This window comes from Soonwooa sp. (assembly GCF_030151385.1).
Classification (GTDB): Bacteria; Bacteroidota; Bacteroidia; order Flavobacteriales; family Weeksellaceae; genus Soonwooa.
The window spans coordinates 30,118-56,207 of the sequence record NZ_JASLDS010000062.1 but is presented as its reverse complement, the minus strand read 5'-3'; the positions used below and the strand labels follow the sequence as shown (position 1 = coordinate 56,207).

18 protein-coding genes and 1 riboswitch are annotated in these 26,090 nt (G+C 37.3%); of the genes, 13 read left to right on the top strand and 5 right to left on the bottom strand.

Annotation, left to right across the window (positions count from 1 at the left end):
• Positions 1 to 139 precede the first annotated feature (139 nt).
• Both Q1V95_RS12340 and Q1V95_RS12335 read right to left on the bottom strand, forming a co-directional pair.
• Positions 140 to 2,743, bottom strand: a complete 2,604-nt coding sequence (locus Q1V95_RS12340) for a glucosidase (protein WP_300674407.1) — start codon at positions 2,741 to 2,743, stop codon at positions 140 to 142.
• A 224-nt stretch (positions 2,744 to 2,967) separates the two neighbouring features.
• The gene (locus Q1V95_RS12335; protein WP_300674404.1) at positions 2,968 to 3,774 is read right to left on the bottom strand and encodes a glucose 1-dehydrogenase; all 807 of its coding nucleotides are present in this window, start codon (positions 3,772 to 3,774) and stop codon (positions 2,968 to 2,970) included.
• A 317-nt stretch (positions 3,775 to 4,091) separates the two neighbouring features.
• Positions 4,092 to 4,196, top strand: a riboswitch (SAM riboswitch).
• 39 nt (positions 4,197 to 4,235) lie between these two features.
• On the opposite strand from Q1V95_RS12335, the gene Q1V95_RS12330 reads away from it, so the two are divergent.
• From Q1V95_RS12330 to Q1V95_RS12270, 13 genes are all read left to right on the top strand, one after another.
• Positions 4,236 to 5,195, top strand: coding sequence for an alpha/beta fold hydrolase (locus Q1V95_RS12330; RefSeq protein WP_300674402.1), 960 nt, complete (start codon positions 4,236 to 4,238; stop codon positions 5,193 to 5,195).
• A 6-nt stretch (positions 5,196 to 5,201) separates the two neighbouring features.
• Positions 5,202 to 6,740 carry a homoserine dehydrogenase gene (locus Q1V95_RS12325; protein WP_300674400.1) on the top strand — a complete coding sequence of 513 codons (1,539 nt, stop codon included), beginning with the start codon at positions 5,202 to 5,204 and terminating at the stop codon, positions 6,738 to 6,740.
• Positions 6,741 to 6,978: 238 nt separating this feature from the next.
• Positions 6,979 to 8,148 carry an O-succinylhomoserine sulfhydrylase gene (locus Q1V95_RS12320; protein ID WP_300674398.1) on the top strand — a complete coding sequence of 390 codons (1,170 nt, stop codon included), beginning with the start codon at positions 6,979 to 6,981 and terminating at the stop codon, positions 8,146 to 8,148.
• Between the two features lie 533 nt (positions 8,149 to 8,681).
• Positions 8,682 to 9,692, top strand: coding sequence for a homocysteine S-methyltransferase family protein (locus tag Q1V95_RS12315; protein ID WP_300674396.1), 1,011 nt, complete (start codon positions 8,682 to 8,684; stop codon positions 9,690 to 9,692).
• A gap of 75 nt (positions 9,693 to 9,767) precedes the next feature.
• Positions 9,768 to 12,434, top strand: a complete 2,667-nt coding sequence (gene metH, locus Q1V95_RS12310) for a methionine synthase (protein ID WP_300674394.1) — start codon at positions 9,768 to 9,770, stop codon at positions 12,432 to 12,434.
• A gap of 413 nt (positions 12,435 to 12,847) precedes the next feature.
• Positions 12,848 to 13,804, top strand: a complete 957-nt coding sequence (gene metF / locus Q1V95_RS12305) for a methylenetetrahydrofolate reductase [NAD(P)H] (protein ID WP_300674392.1) — start codon at positions 12,848 to 12,850, stop codon at positions 13,802 to 13,804.
• 343 nt (positions 13,805 to 14,147) lie between these two features.
• Complete coding sequence (gene recJ / locus Q1V95_RS12300) at positions 14,148 to 15,857, top strand: single-stranded-DNA-specific exonuclease RecJ (protein ID WP_300674389.1); 1,710 nt, start codon at positions 14,148 to 14,150, stop codon at positions 15,855 to 15,857.
• A gap of 9 nt (positions 15,858 to 15,866) precedes the next feature.
• Complete coding sequence (gene nadD / locus Q1V95_RS12295; protein WP_300674386.1) at positions 15,867 to 16,454, top strand: nicotinate (nicotinamide) nucleotide adenylyltransferase; 588 nt, start codon at positions 15,867 to 15,869, stop codon at positions 16,452 to 16,454.
• A 5-nt stretch (positions 16,455 to 16,459) separates the two neighbouring features.
• On the top strand, positions 16,460 to 17,260 hold the full coding sequence (locus tag Q1V95_RS12290) for a hypothetical protein (protein WP_300674383.1): 801 nt from the start codon (positions 16,460 to 16,462) through the stop codon (positions 17,258 to 17,260).
• A 5-nt stretch (positions 17,261 to 17,265) separates the two neighbouring features.
• On the top strand, positions 17,266 to 17,682 hold the full coding sequence (locus tag Q1V95_RS12285; protein ID WP_300674380.1) for a hypothetical protein: 417 nt from the start codon (positions 17,266 to 17,268) through the stop codon (positions 17,680 to 17,682).
• A gap of 17 nt (positions 17,683 to 17,699) precedes the next feature.
• The gene (locus tag Q1V95_RS12280) at positions 17,700 to 18,620 is read left to right on the top strand and encodes an alpha/beta hydrolase (protein ID WP_300674377.1); all 921 of its coding nucleotides are present in this window, start codon (positions 17,700 to 17,702) and stop codon (positions 18,618 to 18,620) included.
• 42 nt (positions 18,621 to 18,662) lie between these two features.
• Positions 18,663 to 19,004 carry a DUF3817 domain-containing protein gene (locus Q1V95_RS12275; RefSeq protein WP_300674375.1) on the top strand — a complete coding sequence of 114 codons (342 nt, stop codon included), beginning with the start codon at positions 18,663 to 18,665 and terminating at the stop codon, positions 19,002 to 19,004.
• 272 nt (positions 19,005 to 19,276) lie between these two features.
• Positions 19,277 to 21,526 (top strand): TonB-dependent receptor, encoded by a 2,250-nt coding sequence (locus Q1V95_RS12270; RefSeq protein WP_300674372.1) that lies wholly within the window; start codon positions 19,277 to 19,279, stop codon positions 21,524 to 21,526.
• Between the two features lie 194 nt (positions 21,527 to 21,720).
• On the opposite strand, the gene ctlX is transcribed toward Q1V95_RS12270, so the two are convergent.
• The 3 genes from ctlX to Q1V95_RS12255 form a co-directional block, all read right to left on the bottom strand.
• Positions 21,721 to 22,644: a citrulline utilization hydrolase CtlX gene (gene ctlX, locus Q1V95_RS12265; protein ID WP_300674370.1), complete on the bottom strand. Its 924-nt coding sequence runs from the start codon at positions 22,642 to 22,644 to the stop codon at positions 21,721 to 21,723.
• A 78-nt stretch (positions 22,645 to 22,722) separates the two neighbouring features.
• Positions 22,723 to 24,558 carry a metallophosphoesterase gene (locus Q1V95_RS12260; protein ID WP_300674368.1) on the bottom strand — a complete coding sequence of 612 codons (1,836 nt, stop codon included), beginning with the start codon at positions 24,556 to 24,558 and terminating at the stop codon, positions 22,723 to 22,725.
• A 148-nt stretch (positions 24,559 to 24,706) separates the two neighbouring features.
• Positions 24,707 to 25,996, bottom strand: coding sequence for an O-acetylhomoserine aminocarboxypropyltransferase/cysteine synthase (locus tag Q1V95_RS12255; RefSeq protein WP_300674366.1), 1,290 nt, complete (start codon positions 25,994 to 25,996; stop codon positions 24,707 to 24,709).
• Positions 25,997 to 26,090 lie beyond the last annotated feature (94 nt).

The window sequence follows — 26,090 nt, the reverse complement described above, 5'->3', positions numbered from 1 at the left end:
AGCGCACAAAAAAAGCCATCGAAAACGACAGCTTTTAAACCTTTTATTAAATTTTATTCTCGATAAAATTTTTCTACATGTCACTTCGAAAAATCACTAGAATCGACGAATTTATTTTAAAACCTAAAACATATTTATTCTATGTTGTCAATCTTGGCTGAATAAGTTTTGCGACTGTCGCTGTCCATCCTGTTTGATGCGAAGCGCCAACGCCACGACCATTATCACCGTGGAAATATTCATAGAACAAAATATAATCTTTAAAGTTTGGATCTTTATTCATCTTTTCGTTACCGCCGTTAAAGGCACGATTTCCATTTTCATCTTTTAAGAAAATACTGCAAAGTCGACGCGACAGATCTTTAGAGATTTCGTCAAGATTACGCTCCACGCCACTTCCTTTAGGATATTCGATTTTCAAACTATCACCATAGAAAAAGTGAAAACGTTGCAAACTTTCCACAATCAAGAAATTAATCGGAAACCAAATCGGGCCTCGCCAATTGCTATTCCCTCCAAACATTCGACTGTCACTTTCCGCAGGCGTATAATACACAACATAATCCCGTCCATCCACATTGAAACTAAATGGTGTATTTTCATAAATCTTCGACAAAGCACGAATTCCGTAATCACTCAAAAACTCAGCTTCATCCACCATTCTACTCAAAACTTTTGACAATCTGGTTTTGCGCATAATGCTCATCAAATGTTTGTTACCTTCACCTTCAACATACCATTTTGACACCAGCTTCGTCAGGTCAGTTTTGTTACGCAACACCCAATCCATTCGATTTTTGAAGTTTGGCAACTTTTCCAAAAGACTATGTTCAATAACCTCAACTGCAAACATTGGGATAAGACCAACAATACTTCGCAGCTTTAAGTTAACACTATTTCCGTCTGACAATTTCAGCAAGTCATAGAAGAAACCATCTTCCTCGTTCCAAAGCCCAATATTATCTTCTCCCAAATTCTCCATAGCTTCGGCAATGTATAGGAAATGTTCAAAAAACTTAATCGCCATATCTTCGTAGACAGGATTGTAAGTCGCTAACTCCATCGCAATACGCATCATGTTAAGCGCATACATCGCCATCCAACTCGTTCCGTCCGCTTGCTCCAAAGTTTGACCAGCCTCCAATTCCATATTGCGGTCAAAAGCACCAATATTATCAAGACCTAAGAAACCGCCACCAAAAATATTATTGCCGTTAACGTCTTTTCGGTTAACCCACCAAGTAAAATTAAGCAACAACTTTTGGAATACATTTTCTAGGAAGTAAAGATCAGCTTTACCATTATGTTTTTCATCGATTTTAAAAACCCTGAAAGTCGCCCAAGCATGTACCGGCGGATTAACATCACTAAAATTCCATTCATAAGCTGGCTGTTGACCGTTAGGATGTAGATACCATTCTTTAGTCAACAACATCAATTGGTTTTTCGCAAAAGACGCATCTATAACACTAAAACTCACACAATGAAACGCCAAATCCCAAGTCGCATACCACGGATACTCCCATTTATCAGGCATCGAAATCACATCTTTATTATGCAGATGTGGCCAATCAGCATTTCGAACAAAACCTTGTCGTTCTACAGGATGATTAGGATCACCTTTTAGCCATTTACCAACATTATAATGATAGAATTGCTTATTCCAAAGAAGTCCCGCGAAAGCCTGTCGTTGCACATTTTTTTCGTCCTCGTCTTTTATTTCTTGTTGAATGCCTGCGTAGAAATCATTCGCTTCTTGAATTCTATTATTGAACTGACCTTCAAAATCCCAAAAAGCATCATCCATAATATGTGGCGACAATCGGAATTCAAAAGTTTTATTGCCTTTCGCTGGAATCAATTCTTCACAACGGAAAGCCGCTTTTGTCCCCACGCGATTTGGATTTACAGAAGTGCCACCTCGTAAGACATAATCATTAATGCCGTCTTTATAAAACTTACCAGAAGCCGCTTCACCGAAAAGTTTCGGTCTATTAGTTTCATTATCACAAAAAAGCGGTTCTACATTACGATTTCTAGAGTACAATTTCTTTATCGATAGACTATCATGATGCACATCAATTTCTGCATCTTTCGAAAAACCTAGACTAGGCTTGTAAGCATTATAACCCCAAGACCAATTATTACGATACCAAAGCGTTGGCAACACCACCAAAGGCGCATCATTGTCGCTTCTGTTGTGGACATCAACCCGAACTAAAAAATCGTCGACGCCAACTTTCGCATATTCAATAAAAATATCAAAATAAGCATCGTTATCAAAAACGCCAGTATCAAAAATCTCATACTCCATTTCCTTGTTAGACCGCTGACCATTAGTCGCTACCAAATCATCGTAAGGAAAAGCATTTATCGGATATTTGTACACCATTTTCATGTAGCTGTGCGATGGCGTATTATCAATATAATAGAAAATCTCCTTTATATCCTCGCCGTGGTTACCTTGGTAATTGCTTAATCCAAAGAAGCGCTCCTTAATCATTTTGTCATTTTTATTCCAAAACGAAAGCGCAAAACACATCATTTGCTTATCATCAGAAATCCCTGCAATACCTTCTTCCGCCCAACGATAGGTCCAACTTTCGGCGCGATCATGCGTCGTATAACCCCACGCATCGCCATTGCTACTATAATCTTCTCGCACATTTCCCCATTGGCGGTGGCTCACATACGGTCCCCACTTTTTCCAATTAGGATTATTGAGTTTATCTTGTTCTGTCATATAATTTTATTTCTGAGACATTTCAGATTCTTTTTTAGGAGCATCGAGATTGTTGAGTTCTTAGAAATCAAATCCCGCTGTCACTACTCGCTATTATATTTTTTTCAAAAAATATAATGAGCTCAAACACGCCGTTCTATCCGTGCTATATTTGAAGATTTGTCATTCTTTTGACTATCCAAAAGAACCCACCCTAAAAGCTAAAAACTAAATACTGTTTTCTCTTAACCGTTATCCGCAAAACTTTCTAAACTCGACATTCCACCATCGATGTAGATACTTGCTCCTGTGATATAATCTGAAAAGTCGCTTGCTAAAAATACTGCTAAATTTCCAATATCTTCTGCTTTTCCTATTCTATTATAAGGTATTAAAGTCATCAATGCTTTAAAAGAAGCTTCGTTATCCCAAGCCGATTTGTTAATTGGCGTTTGGATGGCACCTGGACAGATATTGTTAATTCGGATTTTATCTTTTCCATACTCCTGAGCCAAAGTTTGCATCAACATTCTCAACGCACCTTTACTAGAAGCATAGTTGGCGTGTCCAGCCCAAGGAATACTTTCATGGACACTACTGATGTTAATAATTTTCCCTAAAGAAATGGACTTATCATTCATCCCTCTTCTCAAAAATTCCCGAATCGCCTCGCGCGCACAAAGAAACTGACCTGTCAAATTCACATCAATAACTTTTTGCCATTGCGCCAAAGTCATATCAACAAATTTTGCATCTTGTTGTAATCCTGCATTGTTCACAAGAATATCGACGGTTCCATAAGTTTCAATGGTCTTTTGGAACATCGCCTGCACTTCCTCCTCGCTACTAACATCACACTGCACCAACATACCTCGTCCACCGAGTAACAATATTTCATCAAGAATTATCTGAGCCGCATCTTTTGAATGTTCCGAAGAATGATTAATAATCACAATAGCGCCAGAAGCAGCTAAAGATCGTGCAATTCCCTCGCCTATTCCACTGCTAGATCCGGTAATAATTGCAACTTGTCCGTTTAGGTTAATTTCCATCTGTAGTTATTTTAGAAATTTTTCTAATCAAAAACTGTACAAGAATTTTATCTTTTTCAAAAAAAACTCTCAGATTAAAAAAATTTAATTTCTATTTGAGCTCGTTTTAGTTTTGACCCAAAAATTTCCAAACAAACTCTTACATTCTACCAAAAGCCGATAAACACTAACAATTGTTAGCCGATAATTTTAAATTATTATTGCTTTTAACATTACAAAAACGATAATTTATTCTAAAATATTAAAATTTCTAGATTATTTTATTGAATTATCAAAATTTTTATATATTTGCACTACCGTTCATTCACATATTGAAAATGTTATCCAGAAAGGTTGAGGGACTAGACCCTGTGAAACCTTAGCAACCCTTTGCGAAAGCGAAGAAGGTGCTACGTTCTACCATGTATTTGGAGAGATAACAACTGAAGTTCTTTACTCAGCCATTCTTAGAGGCATTTTCAATGAAAAAAAATATTAAAGCATTGAAAAAAGAACTTTTAACTACAGACATTAAGTACAAATCCTTTTCAGGAAAGAATTTTGACATCCCTTTAAGCTACGAGGTATTCGGAAAAGCCCTTGGTACCGCACCTATCGTATTAGTTAACCACGCTTTGACTGGCAACTCAACAGTTTCTGGAAGCAAAGGTTGGTGGAAAAACATTATTGGACCTCAAAAAATAATCTCGACCAAAAAGTACACTATCATTAGTTTTAATATCCCCGGAAACGGTTACAACAATTTCTTTATTGACAATTACGAAGATTTGACCACCAAAGATATTGCCGCAATTTTCTTACAAGGTTTAGAAAATCTAGAAATCAAGACACTACACAGCATCATCGGAGGTTCTTTAGGAGGCTCTATTGGCTGGGAAATGCTCGCCATCAATCCAAAAATCAGCGAAAACTTTATACCAATTGCTTCAGATTACAAAACCCACGATTGGCTAAACGCACAATGTCTGGTTCAAAAATATCTTTTAGAATCGCCAGAAAAACCTTTGGAAAAAGCAAGAGCACACGCCATGCTTTGTTACAGAACGCCAGAATCGCTTAATGAAAGATTTGATGACAAGCTAACAAAAGACAGCAGCAGGCGCGAATCCGAAGATTGGTTAATCTACCACGGAAAAAGCCTCAACGAAAGATTTAGTTTAAAAGCTTACAAATTGATGAATCATCTTTTGATGACAGTAGATACCAACGAAAAAGCTTTATCCAAAATAAAAGCAAGCATCAACCTCATTGCCATTAACACAGATTTGTTTTTTCCAGCGTCCGAAATCAAGAAATGCTACGAAAAAATAAAAACACATAAAAAAGATATTTTCTACGACGAAATTGTTTCTATCCACGGCCACGACGCATTTTTAATGGAATACGAACAATTGCAAGAATTATTAAAACCTATTTATTAGAACAAAATGACAGACCAAAATCCAATCAGTATATACAGAAAGAAAGCTTTAGTCAACTTTGAAGGCAAAGACTTTCTTGGACAAATCGGCATCGATTCCAGAATCTTCACAACACTTAATAAAGGCGGCATCAGTGTGGGCGTTATTTCACAACAAGCTATCGAAAACGGTGTTTCAGTTTTAGTTGACGAGAAAGATGCCGAAGACGCCGTGGCTTTACTTTCAAAGGAATTTCAAGACGAAAAATTATCTGGCGTTGTAAGCAATATTTACAGCATTGACAACCTTTGTGTTCTTGGATTTGTTTCGGAACAAAATGCAAAAATATTATCAGAGCTTCAACGCAATAAGATTTATCCTTTACTACTTAACCAAGTCTCTTCAACAGGCCGAGTGAATATTGTCGTAACAGATAACCAAAGCGAAATCACACAAAACATTATCGAAACAGAACTTTTCGGTAAACCAAAAGTTGTTCATTTAGCTTTAATCGGCCATGGAAATGTTGGTTCAACACTTATTGAGCAGATTTTAGATTCAGCTTATGACATCCTAAATCGAAAAAGAATTGACCTTAAAGTCGTTGCGATTTCGAATTCTAAAAAAATGGCTTTGAACAAATCTGGCTTTGGGAGCGATTGGAGACAAAAGATTAATTACTCGAATACAGATACCAACATCATGGAGCTGATTGATTACACAAAAGAGCACAACCTCGAAAACCTCATCGTTGTTGACAATACCGCAAGTCCAGCTTTTGTAAAAAACTATACCGAATTTGTTGAAAACGGTTTTGATGTTGTTTCTTCAAATAAAATTTTCAACACCTTACCTATTTCGGATTATCGAAATTTCAGAACGCAACTTGCAAAAAATAATAAAAAGTATTTGTATGAAACCAATGTTGGTGCGGGTTTGCCGTTGATTGATACGATAAAATTACTTCACCTTTCTGGTGAAGACATTACAAGAATCAAAGGCGTTTTCTCTGGAACACTAAGTTACGTTTTCAACCAATTTTCCGTTCGTGATGAGAAATTTTCAACCATTGTAAAAGAAGCAATGGACAAAGGTTTTACCGAGCCAGACCCTAGAGAAGACCTTTCTGGAAACGATGTTGCAAGAAAACTATTGATTCTCGCTCGTGAATTGGATTTAATCAACGAATTCGAAGACATCAACATCAAAAACTTAGTTACAGAACCACTTCTTCCAATTTCAAAAGACGAGTTCTTAACAAGAATTGATGAATTAGACGAAACTTTCCAAAAAATAAAAGACGAGCAAGAGCCAAATCATGTTTTGCGTTATGTTGGCGATTTACATGGAGATTTAAGGCAAGACAAAGGCAAATTGGATGTGAAACTAATTTCCGTTCCTGCCAATTCCGCTTTAGGACAATTAAAAGGTTCCGATTCCATTTTTGAAATCTACACCGAAAGTTACGGCGAAAATCCAATTGTCATTATGGGAGCAGGTGCAGGAGCAAAAGTTACTGCCCGTGGTGTTTTCGGTGATATTTTAAGAGTAAGTGAAACAAAGTAAGATTAATAGTTTTTAGAACTAAGATTGCAGATTTTTAATCAAAATAATATTAATCAGCACAATAGAAAGCCCCGAAGGGGCGTAATATCCTTAGCACAGGGTGAAAACCTGTGAAGAAAAACAATAACATAGGATAAACCCTGTAATTTAAAAACAAATCAAAAAAGCCCAAAGGGCTTAATTACCGTAACGCAGGACACAACCTTGCGACTATGATAGGCAAAAACTACAAGAAAACATGAGCACAGACAAAAATTTTGAAACCCTCGCCATCAGAACTCAAACCGAAAGAACGCAGTTCGATGAGCATTCAACGCCGTTATATTTAACGTCAAGCTTCGTATTTGAAGATGCTGAAGATATGCGCGCAAGCTTCGCCGAGGAAAAAGATAAAAATTTATATAGCCGATTTTCAAACCCAAATGTCACAGAATTCATCGACAAAATTACATTAATGGAAGGTGCTGAATCGGGGTATGCTTTCGCAACGGGAATGGCAGCAATTTATTCCACTTTCGCAGCTTTGTTGAGCGCTGGCGACCATATTGTCAGCTGTCAATCAGTGTTTGGCTCAACGCATACGTTATTCACGAAATACTTCCCAAAATGGAATATCGAAACATCGTATTTCAAAGCTGAGGACGCAGAGAATGTCGAAAAATATATCCAACCAAATACCAAAATTTTATATTTAGAATCGCCTACCAATCCTGCGATTGAAGTTTTAGATTTAGAATTTTTCGGTCAAATTGCGAAGAAGCACAATCTTATTTTCATCGTTGACAACTGTTTTGCGACACCATATTTGCAGCAGCCCATAAAATATGGAGCGGATATTGTCGTGCATTCGGCAACCAAGTTAATCGATGGTCAAGGTCGAGTTCTAGGCGGCGTGGCAGTTGGTAAGGCCGACTTGATTCGTGAAATTTATCTTTTTGCGAGAAACACGGGACCTGCGATGTCGCCATTCAACGCTTGGGTTTTGAGTAAAAGTTTGGAAACTTTAGCAATTCGTGTAGAAAAACATTGTGAAAACGCACTCAAAGTTGCCGAATTTTTAGAATCCCATCCAAATGTGGACTTGGTGAAATATCCGTTTTTAAAATCCCATCCAAGCTACGAAATCGCAAAAAAGCAAATGAAATTAGGCGGAAACATCGTCGCTTTCGAAATCAAAGGTGGCATCGAAGGCGGTCGCAATTTCCTCAACAAAATCAAAATGTGCTCACTTTCCGCAAACCTTGGTGATACGAGGACGATTGTTACACATCCCGCTTCCACAACGCATTCCAAGCTTTCAGAAGACGAGCGCAACGAAGTCGGAATCACGGCAGGTTTGGTGCGCTGCTCAGTCGGTTTGGAAAATGTGGACGACATAATCGCAGACTTAAAACAAGCCTTAGATTAAGATTTGAATATGATTTTTTAGGAGCATCAAGATTTCGGCTTCGAAAGAAAATTCCCACCCGCTTTCCGCTATATCTTTTTTGCTTTAGCCAACGAAGATCTAAAAAGAAAAATAAGTAAAAAGCAAAAAAGGATGCCGCTTCCATCGGGGCTAAATAGAAAATTTTCTCCCATGAAATCAAGAAAAAAATCAGAAGGATTTAATGAGAAACATAAAAAAAGAATTAATACCACGAGAATCCGAAGGATTCAACATTGCTAACCATAGATGTTGTCAATGGAAAAAAATAACACAGTGCGAATCCGAAGGATTCAATATCTATAACCATGGGTGAAACCCATGGAGAAGAAAAAAAGGATATGGGAATCCGAAGGATTCAACTATAATAGCCACGGGTGCAACCCGTGGAAAAAAAATAACACAAAACGAATCCGAAGGATTCAATATTCATAACCTTGGGTGAAACCCATGGGAAAGAAGGATTCAAAATTAATAACCTGAGGTACAACCCAAGGAAATAACAAAATAAAGAAATGAACAATTCAGACCAATTATATAAAGCTCTTTCAGAACGAATTCTCGTTTTGGATGGCGCAATGGGAACCATGCTTCAACGATATGGTTTCGAGGAAGAAGACTATCGGGGCGAACGTTTCAAAGATTGGAAATCTCCTGTAAAAGGAAACAATGATTTATTGTCTTTAACGCAACCACAAGCCATTGAAGAAGTTCACAGACAATATTTAGAGGCAGGCGCAGACATTTTGGAGACCAACACTTTTTCAGGGACAACCATTGCGATGGCAGATTACCACATGGAAGAATTGGTTTACGAACTAAACTACGAATCTGCAAAAATAGCACGTAAAGTCTGCGACAAATTTACCGCGCAAAATCCCGATAAACCAAGATTTGTCGCAGGTTCAATAGGTCCAACTAACAAAACTGCCAGTTTAAGTCCCGATGTTAACGATCCCGGATATCGAGCGATTACATTTGATGAATTAAGAATAGCTTACAAACAACAAGCAGAAGCTTTGTTGGACGGCGGTTCAGATATTCTTTTGGTGGAAACTATTTTTGACACACTAAATGCAAAAGCAGCACTTTTCGCTATCGACGAAATTGCAGAAGAACGCAACATTCGAATACCAATCATGGTTTCAGGGACGATTACAGATGCATCAGGTCGAACATTGAGTGGACAAACAGCAGAAGCATTTTTAATTTCGGTTTCGCATTTAGATTTGTTGAGTGTAGGTTTCAACTGCGCTTTGGGAGCTAAGCAATTGACGCCATATTTGGAGACTATTTCCAGCAACTCGGAATTTTTTATTTCGGCGTATCCGAATGCAGGTTTGCCGAATGCTTTTGGTCAATATGATGAAACTCCAGAACAAATGGCAGCTCAAGTTAAAGAATATGTAGACAAAAATCTTATCAACATTATCGGAGGTTGCTGTGGAACAACGCCTCCCCACATAAAAGCCATTGCCGATTTGGTGAAAGATTATAAACCAAGACCATTAAATGTAACAGTATAAAAATGTAGCAATGTAACGATAAATGCAAAAACCTGATTGGTAAACTGTCACATTGTTTCATTGGTAAATCATAATATGAAATATTTAAAACTCAGCGGATTAGAGCCGCTCATCATAACACCCGAAAGCAACTTTATCAACGTTGGTGAAAGAACCAATGTTGCGGGTTCCAAAAAATTTCTTCGCTTGATAAAGGAGGAAAAATTTGCGGAAGCTTTGGATATTGCCAGAAATCAAGTTGAAGGTGGCGCCCAGATTTTGGATGTCAATTTCGATGATGGATTATTGGACGGAAAAGCCTCGATGGTGAAGTTCCTCAACCTTATCGCTTCGGAGCCGGATATTGCGAGAATTCCGATTATGATAGACTCTTCAAAATGGGAAATTTTGGAGGCTGGACTTCAAGTTGTTCAAGGAAAACCTGTCGTGAATTCCATTTCGTTGAAAGAAGGTGAAGAAGAATTCATCAAACACGCAAAAGCTATAAAACGTTATGGTGCGGCGGCGATTATCATGGCGTTTGACGAAGTTGGACAAGCTGACAATTACGAACGAAGAATAGAAATTTCGAAACGTTCGTATGATATTTTGGTCAAAAAAGTTGGTTTCCCTGCCGAGGATATTATTTTCGATTTGAATATTTTCCCTGTAGCAACGGGAATGGAAGAACATCGTCGCAATGCGATTGATTTCATTGAAGCAACAAAATGGGTTCGCGAAAATCTTCCACATGTTTCGGTGAGCGGCGGCGTTTCTAATGTTTCGTTTTCGTTTCGTGGGAATGATGGCGTGAGAGAGGCGATGCACTCGGTTTTCTTGTATCATGCCATCAAAAACGGGATGAATATGGGAATCGTAAACCCGACAATGTTGGAAGTTTATGACGAAATCCCGAAAGAGTTATTGGAATTGGTAGAAGATGTAATGCTTGACCGTCGCGATGATGCCACCGAAAGACTTCTCGATTATTCCGAAACGCATAAATCAACAAAGAAAGAAAAAGTCGAAGATTTGTCTTGGCGAGAACTTCCTTTGCAAGACCGAATTACCCATGCTTTGGTCAAAGGAATCGACCGATTTATCGAGGAAGATGTAGAAATTGCCCGTCAACAAGCAGAAAAACCACTTCACGTTATCGAAGTTAATTTGATGACAGGAATGGGCGTTGTTGGGGACCTTTTCGGAAGTGGAAAAATGTTTTTGCCGCAAGTAGTAAAGTCTGCTCGTGTAATGAAGCGCGCGGTTGCATACTTACAACCATTTATTGAAGCTGCAAAAGATGGTAGCAAACCTACTAACGGAAAAGTTTTGATGGCAACCGTAAAAGGTGATGTTCACGATATTGGAAAAAATATTGTGAGCGTTGTTTTGGGCTGTAACAATTACGAAATCGTGGATTTGGGTGTGATGGTTCCTGCCGAAAAAATAATTCAGACTGCGATTGATGAAAATGTGGACGTTATTGGTTTGAGTGGTTTGATTACGCCAAGCTTGGACGAAATGGTGCATATCGCCGCAGAATTGGAAAGACAAAACCTTGATTTCCCTTTGATGATCGGTGGTGCAACGACTTCCAAAGCGCACACTGCGGTAAAAATTGACCCAAAGTATAAAAACACAGTTATCCATGTTAATGATGCTTCCAGAGCGGTTAATGTGGTGAGTTCTTTATTAAACAAAGAAAAATCCAATGTTTATGGTTTGGATTTGAAAAAAGAATACGAAGATTTCCGTGAAAAATTCTTGAATCGTCAAGTCGATAAAGAATATGTTTCGATTTCGGAAGCGCGGGAACAGAAGTTTAAAATCGATTGGGAAAACGAAAACATTTCGGTTCCGAAAAAATTGGGAATTACGATTATTGAAGACCAAAAGTTGGATGATTTAATTGACTTTATCGACTGGTCACCGTTTTTCAGAAGTTGGCAGTTGTTTGGGAAATTTCCAGATATTTTGACGGATGAAATAGTTGGTGAACAAGCAACAATACTTTTTGATGAAGCAAAATTAATGCTCAAAAAAATCCTTGAAGAAAAAAGTTTTAAAGCAAAAGGTATTTTCGGAATTTTCCCCGCAAACGCTAATGAACAAGACGATATTTTGGTGTATGACGAGAATCAAAATGTGATTTCAACATTCCGAACGTTGAGACAACAGCATAAAAAATCGGCTGGTAAAGAATATTTTGCTTTATCGGATTTTGTGGCACCGGAAAACATCGGTAAGCAAGATTATTTTGGGGTTTTCTGTGTTTGTACTGGTTTCGGAGCAGACGAATTAGCAAAAGAATATGAAGACCAAAACGACGATTACAATGCAATTATGGTGAAAGCTTTGGCAGACCGTTTTGCAGAAGCCTTTGCCGAATATCTGCACAAAAAAGTGAGAACAGAATATTGGGGTTATTCGGAAGACGAAACTTTGGACAACGAAGATTTGATTAAAGAAAAATATTTAGGAATTCGTCCAGCTCCCGGTTACCCTGCTTGTCCAGACCACTTGGAAAAATTGACAATTTGGGATTTATTAAAAGTGGAAGAAAGTATCGGCGTTAGCTTAACAGAAAGTTTGGCAATGTGGCCAACAGCAGCAGTTTCGGGATACTATTTCGGAAATCCTAAATCAAAGTATTTCGGGGTTGGAAAAATTTCGGAAGACCAATTGAAGGATTACGCCGAACGAAAAAATGTGGATATAGAATTTGCAAGAAAATGGTTAGCTCCGAATCTCTCGGATGTGTAATGAGTGTTTGGTTGTTGGTGCTTTGTTTTTGGATTTAATGAATAAAAACAAGATGAGTTCGGGCAAATAAAGTTAAACGAGGAAACTCTTTTTTAAACCTCTTAAAGGTAAACAAAAGCGTGATATTTAATAAAGAAATACAAGTTTGTTTCTGTTAAATAAAGGAAGTGGTTTTCTAAGTTAAAAGTGAATTAAACTTTGTTTTTCATTGTGTTAAAAAGTATAAATCAAAGCTAAATACTAAAAACCATAAACTAAATACTAAACGACAAACCGCGTAAGCGATGGTAGCGAATATCCTTTTTTTGGTGACTGAGCGGAGCCGAAGTCACCAAAAAAAGATAGTAGCGAACGTAGCGACCCGAGCGGCTGGAAAAGCTTGGCGAGGGATACGCCCAAATAAAAAAAATACTATGAAAGTAACAAAACATATTGAAAAAGCGAACGGAAAAACATTGTTTTCCTTTGAAATATTGCCGCCTCTGAAAGGGCAAAACATAAAGTCGATTTTTGATGGAATTGATCCATTGATGGAGTTTGACCCTGCATTTATCGACGTGACTTATCACCGTGAAGAATACGAATATATCGAGCGTCAAGACGGACTTTTGGAAAAGCGAGTGGTGAGAAAACGCCCTGGAACGGTGGGGATTTGCGCGGCAATCCAAAATAAGTACAAAGTGGATGCTGTGCCACATATTTTGTGCGGAGGATTTAGTCGTGAAGACACCGAAAATTTCTTGATTGATTTAGATTTTTTGGGTATTGAAAACGTGGTGGCACTTCGTGGAGATGCTGTGAAATCTGAGATTTATTTTAAGCCTGAGAAAAATGGACATGCTAATGCGAGTGATTTGGTGAAGCAGATTCAAGGTTTGAATTCTGGGGATTATTTGGATGAATCTTTGGAAAATTCTTGTCCGACCACTTTTTGCATCGGCGTCGCTGGCTATCCCGAAAAACACATGGAAGCGGCGAGTCTTTCGCAGGATTTGCAATATTTGAAAAAGAAAGTGGAAGCGGGTGCGGATTACATCGTGACGCAAATGTTTTTTGATAATGAAAAGTATTTTGAATTCGTTGATAAATGCCGTGAGGAAGGGATAAATGTTCCGATTATTCCAGGATTAAAACCTTTGGTAACGAAAAGTCAGTTGAGTATGATTCCGCACCGTTTTAAGGTGGATATTCCGAACGATTTGGTGATCGAAGTAGCGAAAAGTAAAGATAACAAAGCTGTAAAAGAAATCGGTATCGAATGGTGTATCCAACAAAGTAAGGAGCTTTTGGAAAGAGGCGCTCCCGTTTTGCATTATTACACGATGGGAAAAAGTGACATTACGAAGAGGATTGTGGAAGCGGTGTTTTAGGAAAGCATTTAGCTATTGGCTATTGGCTATTGGCTATTGGCTATTGGCTATTGGCTATTGGCTATTGGCTATTGGCTATTGGCAAAAATAATTCATAATTCGTAATTAAAAAAAGAGAACTATTTATTTTGACTTTTTATATTGTGCTGCCATCTCTGCAATAGGGATGGCAGCGGCATCCTTGAGTGTGGTGCGAGGCGGCGGAGCGTAGCGGAGCCGACCAAGCTCCACATCCAAGATATAGCGAACAGCCCGACCCGAGCGGTGGCTAAGCTGGGGCGAGGGAATTGCCCAAGAAAAAATCTATTTCTTTAACCGCAAATTTTTGACTAAATTTGTAACTATGAGTCAAAAATGGATTTTTAAACCAGAGCCCGATGAAGACATTGTAGACGGTCTCATTTCCTCAATAGGATTTGGAACTTTAGAATCCAAACTTCTCGTTTTGCGGGGCATCGATAATTACCAAAGTGCCCGCGAATTCTTTAAACCTAACGCCAACGATTTTCATAATCCGTTCTTGATGGCGGACATGCAAAAAGCTGTCGAACGTATCGCTACAGCGATTGAAAATGGCGAAAAAATATTGGTCTACGGCGATTACGATGTGGACGGAACAACTTCGGTGGCGTTGATGTATCTGTACCTCAGCAAAATCGTTGACAAAAAATATCTTGATTTTTATATCCCAGATCGCAATGTAGAAGGTTACGGTATTTCGACAGAAGGTATCGACTTTGCGAAGGAAAACGGTTTTAGCTTGATTATCGCTTTGGACTGCGGGATAAAATCTATTGACAAAATCGAATATGCGAACAAATTGGGCGTCGATTTTATTATCTGCGACCACCATTTGCCGGGCGACGAAATTCCGAAGGCTGTGGCTGTCCTCGATCCCAAGCGTAAAGATTGTCGCTATCCATACAAAGAATTGAGTGGCTGCGGTGTTGGTTTCAAACTTTGCCAAGGTCTTAATACCATCTATAAAATTCCTGAAAGTGAACTTTTCGAGTTAACAGATTTGTTGGCGATTAGCATTGCTTCGGATATTGTTGCGATGACTGGCGAGAATCGCGTTTTGGCAAAGCAAGGTCTAAAATTCTTGCGCAAAACAAGAAAGCACGGTTTGCGATTATTGATTCCTGAAGAAAAATTGGCACATTTCGAAATCTCTAACATTGTCTTTGACATCGCACCAAAAATAAACGCTGCAGGAAGGATTTCGCACGCGAAAGCTTCTGTAGAATTGATGATCTCCGACAACCTAAAGCAAGCGCAACAGATTGTAGATGAAATCATTAACCTAAATGACGAACGCCGTGAGATGGATCACACGATTACACAATCGGCGATGAATCAGGTTGAAACATCTAAGGAAAATACTTTTGCTACGATTGTCTACGATCCGTCTTGGAACAAAGGCGTTATCGGAATTGTTGCCTCGCGATTGATCGAAAGTCACTTTAAACCTACTTTAGTTTTCACGGACGGCAATAATGGCGAGATGGTTGCTTCGGCAAGATCGGTTTCGGATTTTGATATTCATGAAGCTTTGGATTATTGTTCGGAGCTGTTTCAGAAGTTCGGAGGACATCAAGCAGCAGCAGGATTGTCGATGGACAAAGAGAATTTTGAAGTTTTCAAAATTATGTTCGAAGGTTATGTTCGCGACCATATTCAGGAACATCAAAAGGAACCGTCTATCTACATCGACAGCGTTATTAACATTGACGACCTTAACCGAGAGTTTTATAATTTCCATAGAAAATTGGCGCCTTTCGGACCAAGAAATATGAAGCCAGTTTTGGTTTTAAAAGATTTGAAAGTTGCAGGTTATGTAAGATTGATGGGCAAAGATGGCAATCACCTCAAATTCTTTATCCACCAACCAAGCACCAACCGAAATATCGAATGTATTGGTTTTAAACTTGGAGAATACGCCGAAGATTTTAGAACTAAATCTTTCGATATGGCTTTCACGGTGGAAGAAAACCATTGGAAAGGCAACGTTTCTTATTTCTTGAATATCAGAGACGTCATGTTTCATTCTTAAATTTTAGCAATGAAAAAAATCGGTTTATTTTTCGGTTCATTTAATCCGATACATATTGGACATTTGATTTTGGCCAATTATATTTTGGAAAAATCCGACATGGAAGAATTATGGTTTGTGGTAAGTCCTCAAAATCCATTTAAAGATAAAAAATCACTTCTCGCAGATCACAACCGATTGGATATGGTGAATTTGTCTATAAAAAATTATCCAAAAATGCGTGCTTCGGATGTCGAATTTTCTCTTCCAAAGCCAAGTTACACCATTGATACACTGACATATCTCCACGAAAAATACCCGAATATTCAATTTAGTTTGATTATGGGCGAAGATAATTTGGCTGGACTTCACAAATGGAAAAACGCCGATATTTTAATCAAGAATCACCAAATAATTGTCTATCCAAGACTGTTTGAGGGTGAAAGAAAAAACGGCGATTACAGTGTTGAAAGCGAAAACATTATTCTGATCAATGCTCCTATCATCGAGTTGTCTGCAACCGACATTAGAAACATGATTAAAGAAGGTAAAAACGTCCGTCCAATGCTTCCGCCCGAAGTTTTTGAATATCTTGACGGAAGCAATTTTTATAAATAAAATTTATGAAAAGATTTCTACTTTATTCGTTTCTATGTTTATCAAGCTTTGTTTTTTCTCAAACAAATAATCCTAAAGAATTGGACTCGATCACAAAAGTTCGCAGACAATATTATCAAAAGGAATTACAATTACTAGAAGAAAAATGTAAACAAGATTCTAAAAGAGCCGAAGAAGATTCGAAGTACAATTTCACATATTCTTTGTCTACTACAACACCTGCTTCTGGTTCGGATTTTTTTCCAGCCGAAAAAGAACTTATTGCCGAACTTAGAAAGTATAACATCGGTTATGGTGGCTATATTTTAGGAAATTGCTTTGGGCTTCCTACCAATTGTTATCAAATAGAGATGACGAGGTTGTCAAAACAGAAATTCGGGGAAGCCTTTTTTGTAAGCCGCAAACAAGAAGCTTTAAAAACATTTCTTAAAAAGAATCCACAATACATTTTCGAATTTGAGCAATGCGAACGCACTTCCCGTTATGCAAGCGCAAAAGACATATCTGAAATGTTTCACCAATTGCATTTGGATTTAGAGAAAAAAATAATTTATCCCAAAGAATTTAATTTTAAAAAAGAGGATGAAAGAAAGTCTTATTCACATGTTTCTTTTGTATTAAATACTGACGGAAAGGCTTCTAACATCTATATTAACACCGATTTTAAAAATAAGAAAAACTACGCTTTTACAGAATTTATGCATGAGCAAATTACTAAGTTTGTAAAATCCGCAAAATGGAAGCCCGCAGCCTATGCTTCTATTCCTGTAAAAAGTAAAATGACAATTTCAATCGAATACCAATAAAAATTATGAAAAATCTTATACTATTAACATTATTAAGTTTTGGCGTTTTAACATTCGCACAGAAATCTACGAAAAACAAAATCGACCCAAAGCTAAATGGCATTTGGTCTGGTAGCGAAACAGGAAGTCAGGGTGATGGCATTACAAAGTATTGGGTAATGAATCGACTTTCTGATGGTACTTTTACATTGATGTTCACTGTGACCAAGAATTGTATTTCTAACAGTCATGTTGAAAGAGGACAATGGTGGGTTAAAGATGGAAAATATTACGAACTTCATTTCGATTCTGGAGATACAGACGTCTATACCTACAACTTCCCTACAAGCAAAACGGTGAAATACAAAATGGAAAGCTCTGAGTATGTCGATGGAGCTTACGAATTTATCGACACTAAAATTGGTGAGATAGAGAAGGAATAAGTTTATAAGTTTTAAATATGAAACTACTTTTCAGCATTCTGTTTTCTTTTGTCTGTTTAGGAATTTCGAAGGCACAAAATCTTTATTCCAAACCTTATGGTGAGAAAAAAAATCCTGCGATTATTTTTATCCACGGCGGTCCCAGTGGGAACTCTAATTTGTTTGAAGCCACAACAGCGCAAAAATTAGCAGATAAAGGTTTTTATGTTATCGTCTATGACAGACGTGGCGAAGGTCGCTCCAAAGATGATAATGCGACAATGACTTTTAAAGAAAGTTTTGATGACCTCAACCAAATCTACAAGTTGTATCATTTGGAGAAAGCCAACATTTTGGCGCATAGTTTTGGAGGTATTGTGGCGACGCTTTACACCAATCAGTATCCCGAAAAAGTAAAATCTCTCATACTTGCAGGTGCTTTGATTTCGCAACAAGAGACTTATGATCATATTTTAGGAAGTGCCAAAATAGCCTTTAAGAATAATGCTAATAAGCTTCAAGAAATATATAACATCGAAACTCTCAGCAAAAACTCAGCTGAATACAGAAAGAAAACTTATGATATCGCTAGTGATTTGGGATATTTTTCGATGCCAAATCCAACCAAAGAAAGTCAAACTCTGAGGCAAGAATTTGAAAATTCTGAGTTTTACAAAAGCAATTTTAAAAATCAAAATTCGCCTTTGTTATTTTATAAAAATGAAACTCAAAGTAATCTCGATAACAAAGCTGTTCTTTTAGAAATTAAGAAAAAGAAAATCCCTCTGTTTGCTATTTATGGACAAAATGACGCTATCTTTTCGGAGAAACAGTTAACGGATTTGCGTAATATTGTAGGTACAAACAATTTTAAAGTTCTTGATAATTGCTCGCATTATTTGTTTGTTGATCAGCAAAGTCAGTTTTTAGATTTTATAAAACTTAAAGTAAAAAAATAGTTTTAGAATATGAGTTAGAATAAGCTCATTAGCCAATTAATTATGAACTACATCGAAAAATATTTTTCAAAATATCCAGAAGAAAAAATCATCAAATGGTTTAAACAAGTTTGTGTTGCCGAAGCCATTTCGTGTTTGTTATTATATGGTTTTGCAATGATATGGAAGCGTTACGACCAAGACGGAATTTTGCCAACGGTTTTCATTATTATTATTGGGAATATCCATGGTTTGTTTTTTACGCTTTATCTTTTGTTGTGTTTACCAGCAAGAAAAATCTACAATTGGGATGATGAAGATTTTGTCTTCGCATTACTTTCGGCGTTCTTCCCTTTTGCAACAATTTGGGTCGAGAAAAAGCTAGCAAAGAAAAACCGCGAATAGATTTTAATTTTAACATTTTAAAACTCAAAATATTAAGAACATCGAAAAATAATTCGATGTTTTTTTGTGCCTTGTTGTAACAAAACAATAAAACTTGTTGTCTAATTGTATAAAGCATCAGATTTTATTTAAAATTTTATTAATTGATAATCAGTCATTTAATATTTAAATAAAAATATTTTTAGTACTTTGTATTGCATAATACTAATTTTAATATATATCTTTGCTTTATCAAATATTAACATACACACGTAACTAAAAATTTTAACAATATGAAAACGCCAATACTAATCGCCGCAATTTTTTTCAGTGGAATGGCAATCGCTCAACAAAAGCCAGCCGATACTGCAAAAGCTCAAAACACCAAAGAAATCGAAAGCGTAACGATAACTAAACAAGTTTTCAAAAAACAAAGCGACCGTTTCGTTTATGACGTTGCTGCATCGCCAGTCGCAAAAGGAAATACAACTTTTGATTTGTTAAAACAAACGCCGCTGATCTCAACAACGGATGACAAAACCTTGACTATTGCGGGAAAAAGCAACGCCATCATCTATCTTAACAGTCGCAAAACCAATATGGATGCCGATTCTTTGACGCAGTTTCTTAAGAATACACCAGCAGAAAACATTCAAAAAATCGAAGTCATCACCATGCCAGGCAGCGAATATCAAGTAGAGGCTTCAGACGGAATCATCAATATTGTTTTAAAGAAAAAAACATCTGATGGACTCAATGGGAATTTTAGAATGACCAATACCCAAGCAAAATACAACAGCTCTTCGTCTAGTGTATCGCTTAACTACAGAAAAAACAAACTCGGCATTAGCGCTAATCTTTCAGGAAGTGATGACAATGACGCGCAATTTTATGTTTTGAAAAATGGTAACGAAACAGGATCAACTACTTCCGTAGGTAATGTAACAGAACCAGAAAAAAATCTTGGTGGTTACCTTAACATCGATTATCAATTGACCGACAAAAGCAACCTGGCTTTAACTTGGAATACGTGGGCTAGCAAAAGCAAAAATACGACAATCGATTTATTCAATACCCTGACTGATAGCAACGAAAAATCTATTTATACGAGATCCTTCAACCATGATAATTCCCGTTCTTACAACAACTCTTGGAATCTTAACTATGAGCTAAAAACAGATTCTTTGGGAAGCAAATTAAACCTAAACGCAGCTTATCTAAAATACAAACGTATCCAAAACTCGGTTAACAATACGCTACTTTCTGATATTGACGGAACTTATGGCGATGTTGCACAATATGTGGTACAAGATATTCCACAAAAAATTGACAACTTCTCTGCAATGGTAGATTACATCAAGAAGTTTAAAAACGACTTAACACTTTCTGTCGGAGGCAATTACAACAAAACTAAAACCGATAACAACACCAAATACGAGACAACTTTTATCATTCCAGCAAAAAGTCCAGAATCTGATCCTAACTACTTCGTTTACGACGAAAATATCTATGGAATGTATTTGACTTTAGAAAAGAAATTTTCGGATAAGTTATCTGGTAAAATCGGATCTCGCTACGAAATAACAAATAGTGTTGGGACATCAGATCATCCACCTGTAGACCGTCCAGATATGGCAAGAGTAGAACAGAATTACAAAAATTTCTTGCCTTACCTAAGCGCGAACTATGCCATTAATGACAAGAATAATATCTCTTATGCATTTTCTAGCAGAATGCGCCGACCAAACTTCTGGGAGCTTAACCCTGTTAGAAATATATTGACGGATACCAATTATACGCAAAACAATCCTTTTGTAAAAGCGGCTTCCACTTACAACCAAGAGTTGACATACATGTACAAAAGCGCTTATTTCTTGATTTTGAGCCACTCATATTACAAAGATGTTATCACGCAAGTGCCTTTGCAAGGGAATCCGACACATCCAGACGGCACCGTTGGCATCAATAACGAATTGCGTTACATAAGAACCAATTTTGGCGACAAGCAAGAAATGTCTGCAATGCTAGGAATGCAAAAATCTTTCTTCAAACAATATTGGAGCAGTAACATTACAATTGGCGCTAAGCACAATCGCGTTGATGGCAGCTTAAGTGTAGATCCAACTTCAGGCGACGTTTTCCCAGCTTATGTTAAAAAGGCAAACTCAACCAGTTTATTAATTAAAACCAATAACAACATTCGTCTAGACAAAGCAAAAACGTGGTTCGCGGGTATCAACTTCTTCTATATGCAAAAGCAACAAATCGAGTTAGGAATTCTAAAACCAATTTCGAGTCTTGATTTAAGCCTTAAGAAAGTTTGGAACAATTGGACATTCACAGCTAATATGAATGACATCCTTAGAACAAACATTATTAAAATCGATGACACACAAGCCAGCGGTAACTACAATTATGTCGAAAATGACACTTACAGAAGAAGCTTCACATTTGGTGTAACTTATAACTTTGGAAATCAAAAAGTTAAAAAGGTAAGAGACATCGATAGCGCTGCTGACGACATCAATTCAAGAACACGTTAATCTATTTATATTAAATTTTTCAACAAAAAAACTTCAGCCTGTACTGAAGTTTTTTTGGTTTATTAGGAGCTAATCCTGCTGTTCGCTATATCTTTAGCATTGTCGCTCGGACGGCTCCGCTACGCTCCGCCGCCTCACTCCAACGCAAAAGGATGCCGCTTCCATCAGGGCTAGGGATTCTTTAACAGTAGCAATTAAGCCTTTGGAAGGAAGACTTCCGCCAACATACAGCGAGCACTTCCGCCGCCGTTGGTTTCAATCGTTTCTAAATCTGAATAAATAATTTCAGAATACTTTTCAATTTGAGCTATTTGACTTTTATTCAGAGACTTATAAGCCGTTTTACTCATCACAAGAAAAGTTTTACCCTCTTCATTTCTAACTTGCAACATATTACCAGCAAACTGCTGCATTTGTGCTTCGGTAATCTCCACAATTTCTTTTCCAGAATCAGCAAGACTACTAAGAACATCTTGTCTTTCGTCCTCATCATCGATACATTCTAGACAGATAACTGCAAAACGATCAGCAACGCACATCATAACATTGGTATGATAGATAGGAAGTCTCTCATTTTCAAAAGTTTGGAAAGAGTGAAAGACAACAGGCGTATAGCCATATTCTGCACAAAACTCACGGAACAATTTCTCATCCAATCTTAACGAAACCGAACCATAAGCGATTTTGTTTTCGTGGTCAAAAATCATACTTCCTGTTCCCTCCAAGAATTTTTCATTTTGTTCAGCACCACTTCGGTCGTCTATTTTATTGATATTAAAACCTTTAGCTTTAATTTGCTCCAAAATATCTTCGCGACGTTCTACTCTTCTGTTAGGTGCAAACATCGGATACAAAACTACTGTACCGTCTTCTGCAAAGCTTACCCAATTGTTTGGAAAAATTGAATCCGGTGTATGTGGCTCCAAAGTATCTTTAACAGTTATAACATTAATAGCTTTGCTTTTAAGTTTTTCAACAAAAGCATTAAATTCTGCCAAAGCCTTTTCCTGAACTTCAGCGCCTTTTTGTTCCACTTGGAAGTAGTTATTCTCTGCGGTCTGTGCATTGTAACCGAAAGCTATCGGCTCAACCATCAAAACAGTATTTGTTGTCTGCATAATTTTTAGTTGTTCAGCAAAGATAATACAAAAAGGCTCTATTTCTAGAGCCTCCTTTTAATTGTCTAATAAGATTTCTTACTTAATAATAATCTTTTGCGTCGATGTTGTTCCGTTCTTTAACATCACACGAACCAAATATACACCTCTGTCCAATTTGCGAACATCGATTTTGTTGTGCGAAGATGTCAATACCATTTTTCCTGCCATATCGTAGAAATCCGCTTGTTTGATATCTTCAGCATCAATTGTAATCATATCACTTGCCGGAACAGGATACATTTTGATGTCAGATTTTTTATCTGTAGCATTTGTACCAAGCGTCGAACCTTGTTTTTTAACAATTTTAATTTCGTCAAAGAAGTAAGGTTCACCTTTGTCTGTAACAGCGTAAGTTGTCACTCTGATGCTTTCGTCAGTAACAATCACGTTACTAAAAGTTGGCTCATCAGTTTGCCCCAATCTTCCTGTAAACAAGTCAAAATAATTAGGCACTTTGGTTGTCGATTCTGCAGCCGTCATTTGCGCTCTGGTCTTAGGTTGGTATTTCTTTTTACCAGCCGAATTGTTTACCATGTATAAAGTCCCTTTATAAACATTGTAAGTTCCACCAACTTTACCATTCATATTGCTGTTTGTTCCACCAGCAACTTGCTCAACCTCAGTTACAGAATTTGGAACCACTTTTTTGTCAAATACAGGTCCAATAACTTCATACACGTGATCGTGACCTTGGAAGTAAACATCGATTTCGTTTTTATCGATAATTGGTGCAATAGCTTCTCTAATTTTTACCAAATCACTATCTGCGTGATGCGAAGCACCTGTGTAAACATTTCTGTGCGAAGCCAAAACTTTCCATTTTGCCTCTGGATGTGCAGCAACTTGCTCATCAATCCACTTTCCTAGATTTTCTAAATATCCATTCGTAGCATATTCTTCATAGTTAAGAACCATGAATAATGTATTTCCATACACGAAAGAATAGTTAGTACCATCAATTTTTGTTTTGAAATCAGCGTTATTAACATTATAACTCGTATCCGTGTTAAAGTGTTGCTCAAAATTTTTGTCAACATTACTCACATCATGATTTCCCAAAACTGGTACGATTGGCATTTTCATCCAATGTTTTTGCATTGTTGCAAACCATCTTTCCCACTCCCATTCCGAAGAAGATGTAGCCGATGTTGTTGACGTAGAAGATGTTTCGATAAAATCTCCAGTATTCAAATTAAACAAAGCATTCGGGAACATTTCCATCGCTTGTGTCACTGTTTGCTGTGATATGTCGAACATATACATTTCGTTAGCTTGCGTATCTGTTGTATAGTTAAACGAAAATACATTTTCAACAGGCGCGGTTTTAAACTTTCCTATTTCGCTCCAGCCTTTCGACGTTCCAACTCTAAAAGAGTACTCTGTATTTGGCGTTAAGTTAGTCGCCAATGCTTTGTGAGAAATATAATTACGTGTATTCCCCAAAGTGATCTTGTCATACTTGTTAGCAGCATAAGCCAAATAATCGTAAGGTCTAATGTTGTTGCTAGCATTCATGTAGTTAAGTGTTAACTTTTTCTCAGTAGCAGGCAACTCCAAAGCACCAGCAAAATCGCTTTCCGTAGCATTCGCTTTTGCAACAATTTGTACAACGCCGCCTTCGTTTGCTGTAACATCATTGGTAAACCAGCTAAAACCTAATTGTGTTTTAGGATCTCCATTAATAGTCATGTTAACGCTAAACGGCGTTGTGTTTGGCATTAAAACCCTTGGATCCGCAAAAGACATATAATATTCCGAAATCGATGGAATGGAATACTTGTCTGGCGTAATCTGCGCGTTAAACATTGAACCAGCACCAAAAAGTGCGAAGACAGAAACAAAGTTCTTTAGTGAGTAAAATTTCAATTTCATTTTTATAAGATTTTTACGCCACAAAGAAATCTCTCCAATTTAAATTAGGAATTAAACCAATATTAAAAAAGAGACAATGTTTAGGTCTAAAATAGTTGTAATAATTAACACGCCGAATACTATGCTTCGCATCAGAATGTCTAATTTACTAGCCAAAAGCTTGCTCGAAGTCAGCGATTATATCATCAATATGTTCGATACCAACACTTACTCGGATTTGTCCAGGTGTAATTCCCGCAGCTTTTTGCTCCGCTTCACTCAACTGCTCATGCGTTGTTGATGACGGATTGATAACCAAAGTTTTAGCATCACCAACATTCGCAAGATGACTCGCCAATTTCAACGAATTAATGAATTTAACAGCAGCATCTTTTCCGCCTTTTATTTCAAAATTAAGAACACCTCCGAAACCGCGTTTTAGATATTTTTTAGCATTTTCCTTATCAGTAAAACTTTCCAAACCTGGATAAATTACCTTTTCAACACTTGGATTTTTTTCTAAAAACTCAGCCAATTTTTGAGCATTAGAAACTGTTCTTTCCAAACGAAGCGACAAAGTTTCCAAACCTAACAACAATTGATGCGAATTAAACGGCGAAATCGCTGGTCCAAAATCACGAAGCCCTTCTACTCTAGCTTTGATAATAAATGCAATATTTCCGAAATCTGAATTAACACCAAAAACATCTGTAAATACCAAATCATGATAACCAGCTGACGGCTTAGATAACAACGGGAATTTTCCGTTAGCCCAATCAAACTTTCCAGAATCTACGATAACGCCACCAACACTGGTACCATGACCACCAATCCACTTTGTCGCCGATTCTACAATAATGCTAGCGCCATGCTCAAAAGGATTAAACAAATAACCACCAGCACCAAAAGTATTATCAACAATTAAAGGAATATTATGCTTGTCAGCAATTGCTGCAATCGCTTCAAAATCTGCAACATTCAGTGTTGGGTTACCAATCGTTTCCACATACAAAGCTTTGGTATTCTCATCAATTAAAGCTTCAAAATCCTCAGCATTGTCATCTTTTGCAAAACGCGCTTCAATCCCAAATTTTGCGAAACTCACTTTAAATTGATTATGACTTCCACCATACAAATAAGGCGACGTAACAAAGTTGTCTCCATTTTGCAAAATATTAGTAATCGCAATAAACTGCGCTGCGTGGCCAGAAGAAACTGCCAAAGCACCAACGCCACCATACAAAGCTGCAATTCTCTTTTCGAAAACGTCAGTTGTTGGATTCATAATTCGGGTGTAAATATTTCCGAAAGCTTTGAGACCAAAAAGATCTGCGGCGTGTTGCGCATCGTTAAAGGTATAAGAAGTTGTTTGGTAAAGAGGAACTGCGCGACTGTTTGTATCTCTGTCAACAGTTTGTCCTGCGTGTACTTGTAAAGTTTCGAATTTTAAATTGCTCATTTTGTATAAATTTTAAATTGTTAATCAACTAAATACTTATCCAAGATGTCGAGCAATTGCCGGAAAAAGAAAAACTCTTCCGACAAGTCGAAAG

What these genes read in the sequence shown, in the direction of transcription:
- Q1V95_RS12340 (WP_300674407.1), bottom strand. Translation starts at nt 2,743, where the DNA reads ATGACAGAACAAGATAAACTCAATAATCCTAATTGGAAAAAGTGGGGA.
- Q1V95_RS12335 (WP_300674404.1), bottom strand. Translation starts at nt 3,774, where the DNA reads ATGGAAATTAACCTAAACGGACAAGTTGCAATTATTACCGGATCTAGC.
- Q1V95_RS12330 (WP_300674402.1), top strand. Translation starts at nt 4,236, where the DNA reads ATGAAAAAAAATATTAAAGCATTGAAAAAAGAACTTTTAACTACAGAC.
- Q1V95_RS12325 (WP_300674400.1), top strand. Translation starts at nt 5,202, where the DNA reads ATGACAGACCAAAATCCAATCAGTATATACAGAAAGAAAGCTTTAGTC.
- Q1V95_RS12320 (WP_300674398.1), top strand. Translation starts at nt 6,979, where the DNA reads ATGAGCACAGACAAAAATTTTGAAACCCTCGCCATCAGAACTCAAACC.
- Q1V95_RS12315 (WP_300674396.1), top strand. Translation starts at nt 8,682, where the DNA reads ATGAACAATTCAGACCAATTATATAAAGCTCTTTCAGAACGAATTCTC.
- metH (WP_300674394.1), top strand. Translation starts at nt 9,768, where the DNA reads ATGAAATATTTAAAACTCAGCGGATTAGAGCCGCTCATCATAACACCC.
- metF (WP_300674392.1), top strand. Translation starts at nt 12,848, where the DNA reads ATGAAAGTAACAAAACATATTGAAAAAGCGAACGGAAAAACATTGTTT.
- recJ (WP_300674389.1), top strand. Translation starts at nt 14,148, where the DNA reads ATGAGTCAAAAATGGATTTTTAAACCAGAGCCCGATGAAGACATTGTA.
- nadD (WP_300674386.1), top strand. Translation starts at nt 15,867, where the DNA reads ATGAAAAAAATCGGTTTATTTTTCGGTTCATTTAATCCGATACATATT.
- Q1V95_RS12290 (WP_300674383.1), top strand. Translation starts at nt 16,460, where the DNA reads ATGAAAAGATTTCTACTTTATTCGTTTCTATGTTTATCAAGCTTTGTT.
- Q1V95_RS12285 (WP_300674380.1), top strand. Translation starts at nt 17,266, where the DNA reads ATGAAAAATCTTATACTATTAACATTATTAAGTTTTGGCGTTTTAACA.
- Q1V95_RS12280 (WP_300674377.1), top strand. Translation starts at nt 17,700, where the DNA reads ATGAAACTACTTTTCAGCATTCTGTTTTCTTTTGTCTGTTTAGGAATT.
- Q1V95_RS12275 (WP_300674375.1), top strand. Translation starts at nt 18,663, where the DNA reads ATGAACTACATCGAAAAATATTTTTCAAAATATCCAGAAGAAAAAATC.
- Q1V95_RS12270 (WP_300674372.1), top strand. Translation starts at nt 19,277, where the DNA reads ATGAAAACGCCAATACTAATCGCCGCAATTTTTTTCAGTGGAATGGCA.
- ctlX (WP_300674370.1), bottom strand. Translation starts at nt 22,644, where the DNA reads ATGCAGACAACAAATACTGTTTTGATGGTTGAGCCGATAGCTTTCGGT.
- Q1V95_RS12260 (WP_300674368.1), bottom strand. Translation starts at nt 24,558, where the DNA reads ATGAAATTGAAATTTTACTCACTAAAGAACTTTGTTTCTGTCTTCGCA.
- Q1V95_RS12255 (WP_300674366.1), bottom strand. Translation starts at nt 25,996, where the DNA reads ATGAGCAATTTAAAATTCGAAACTTTACAAGTACACGCAGGACAAACT.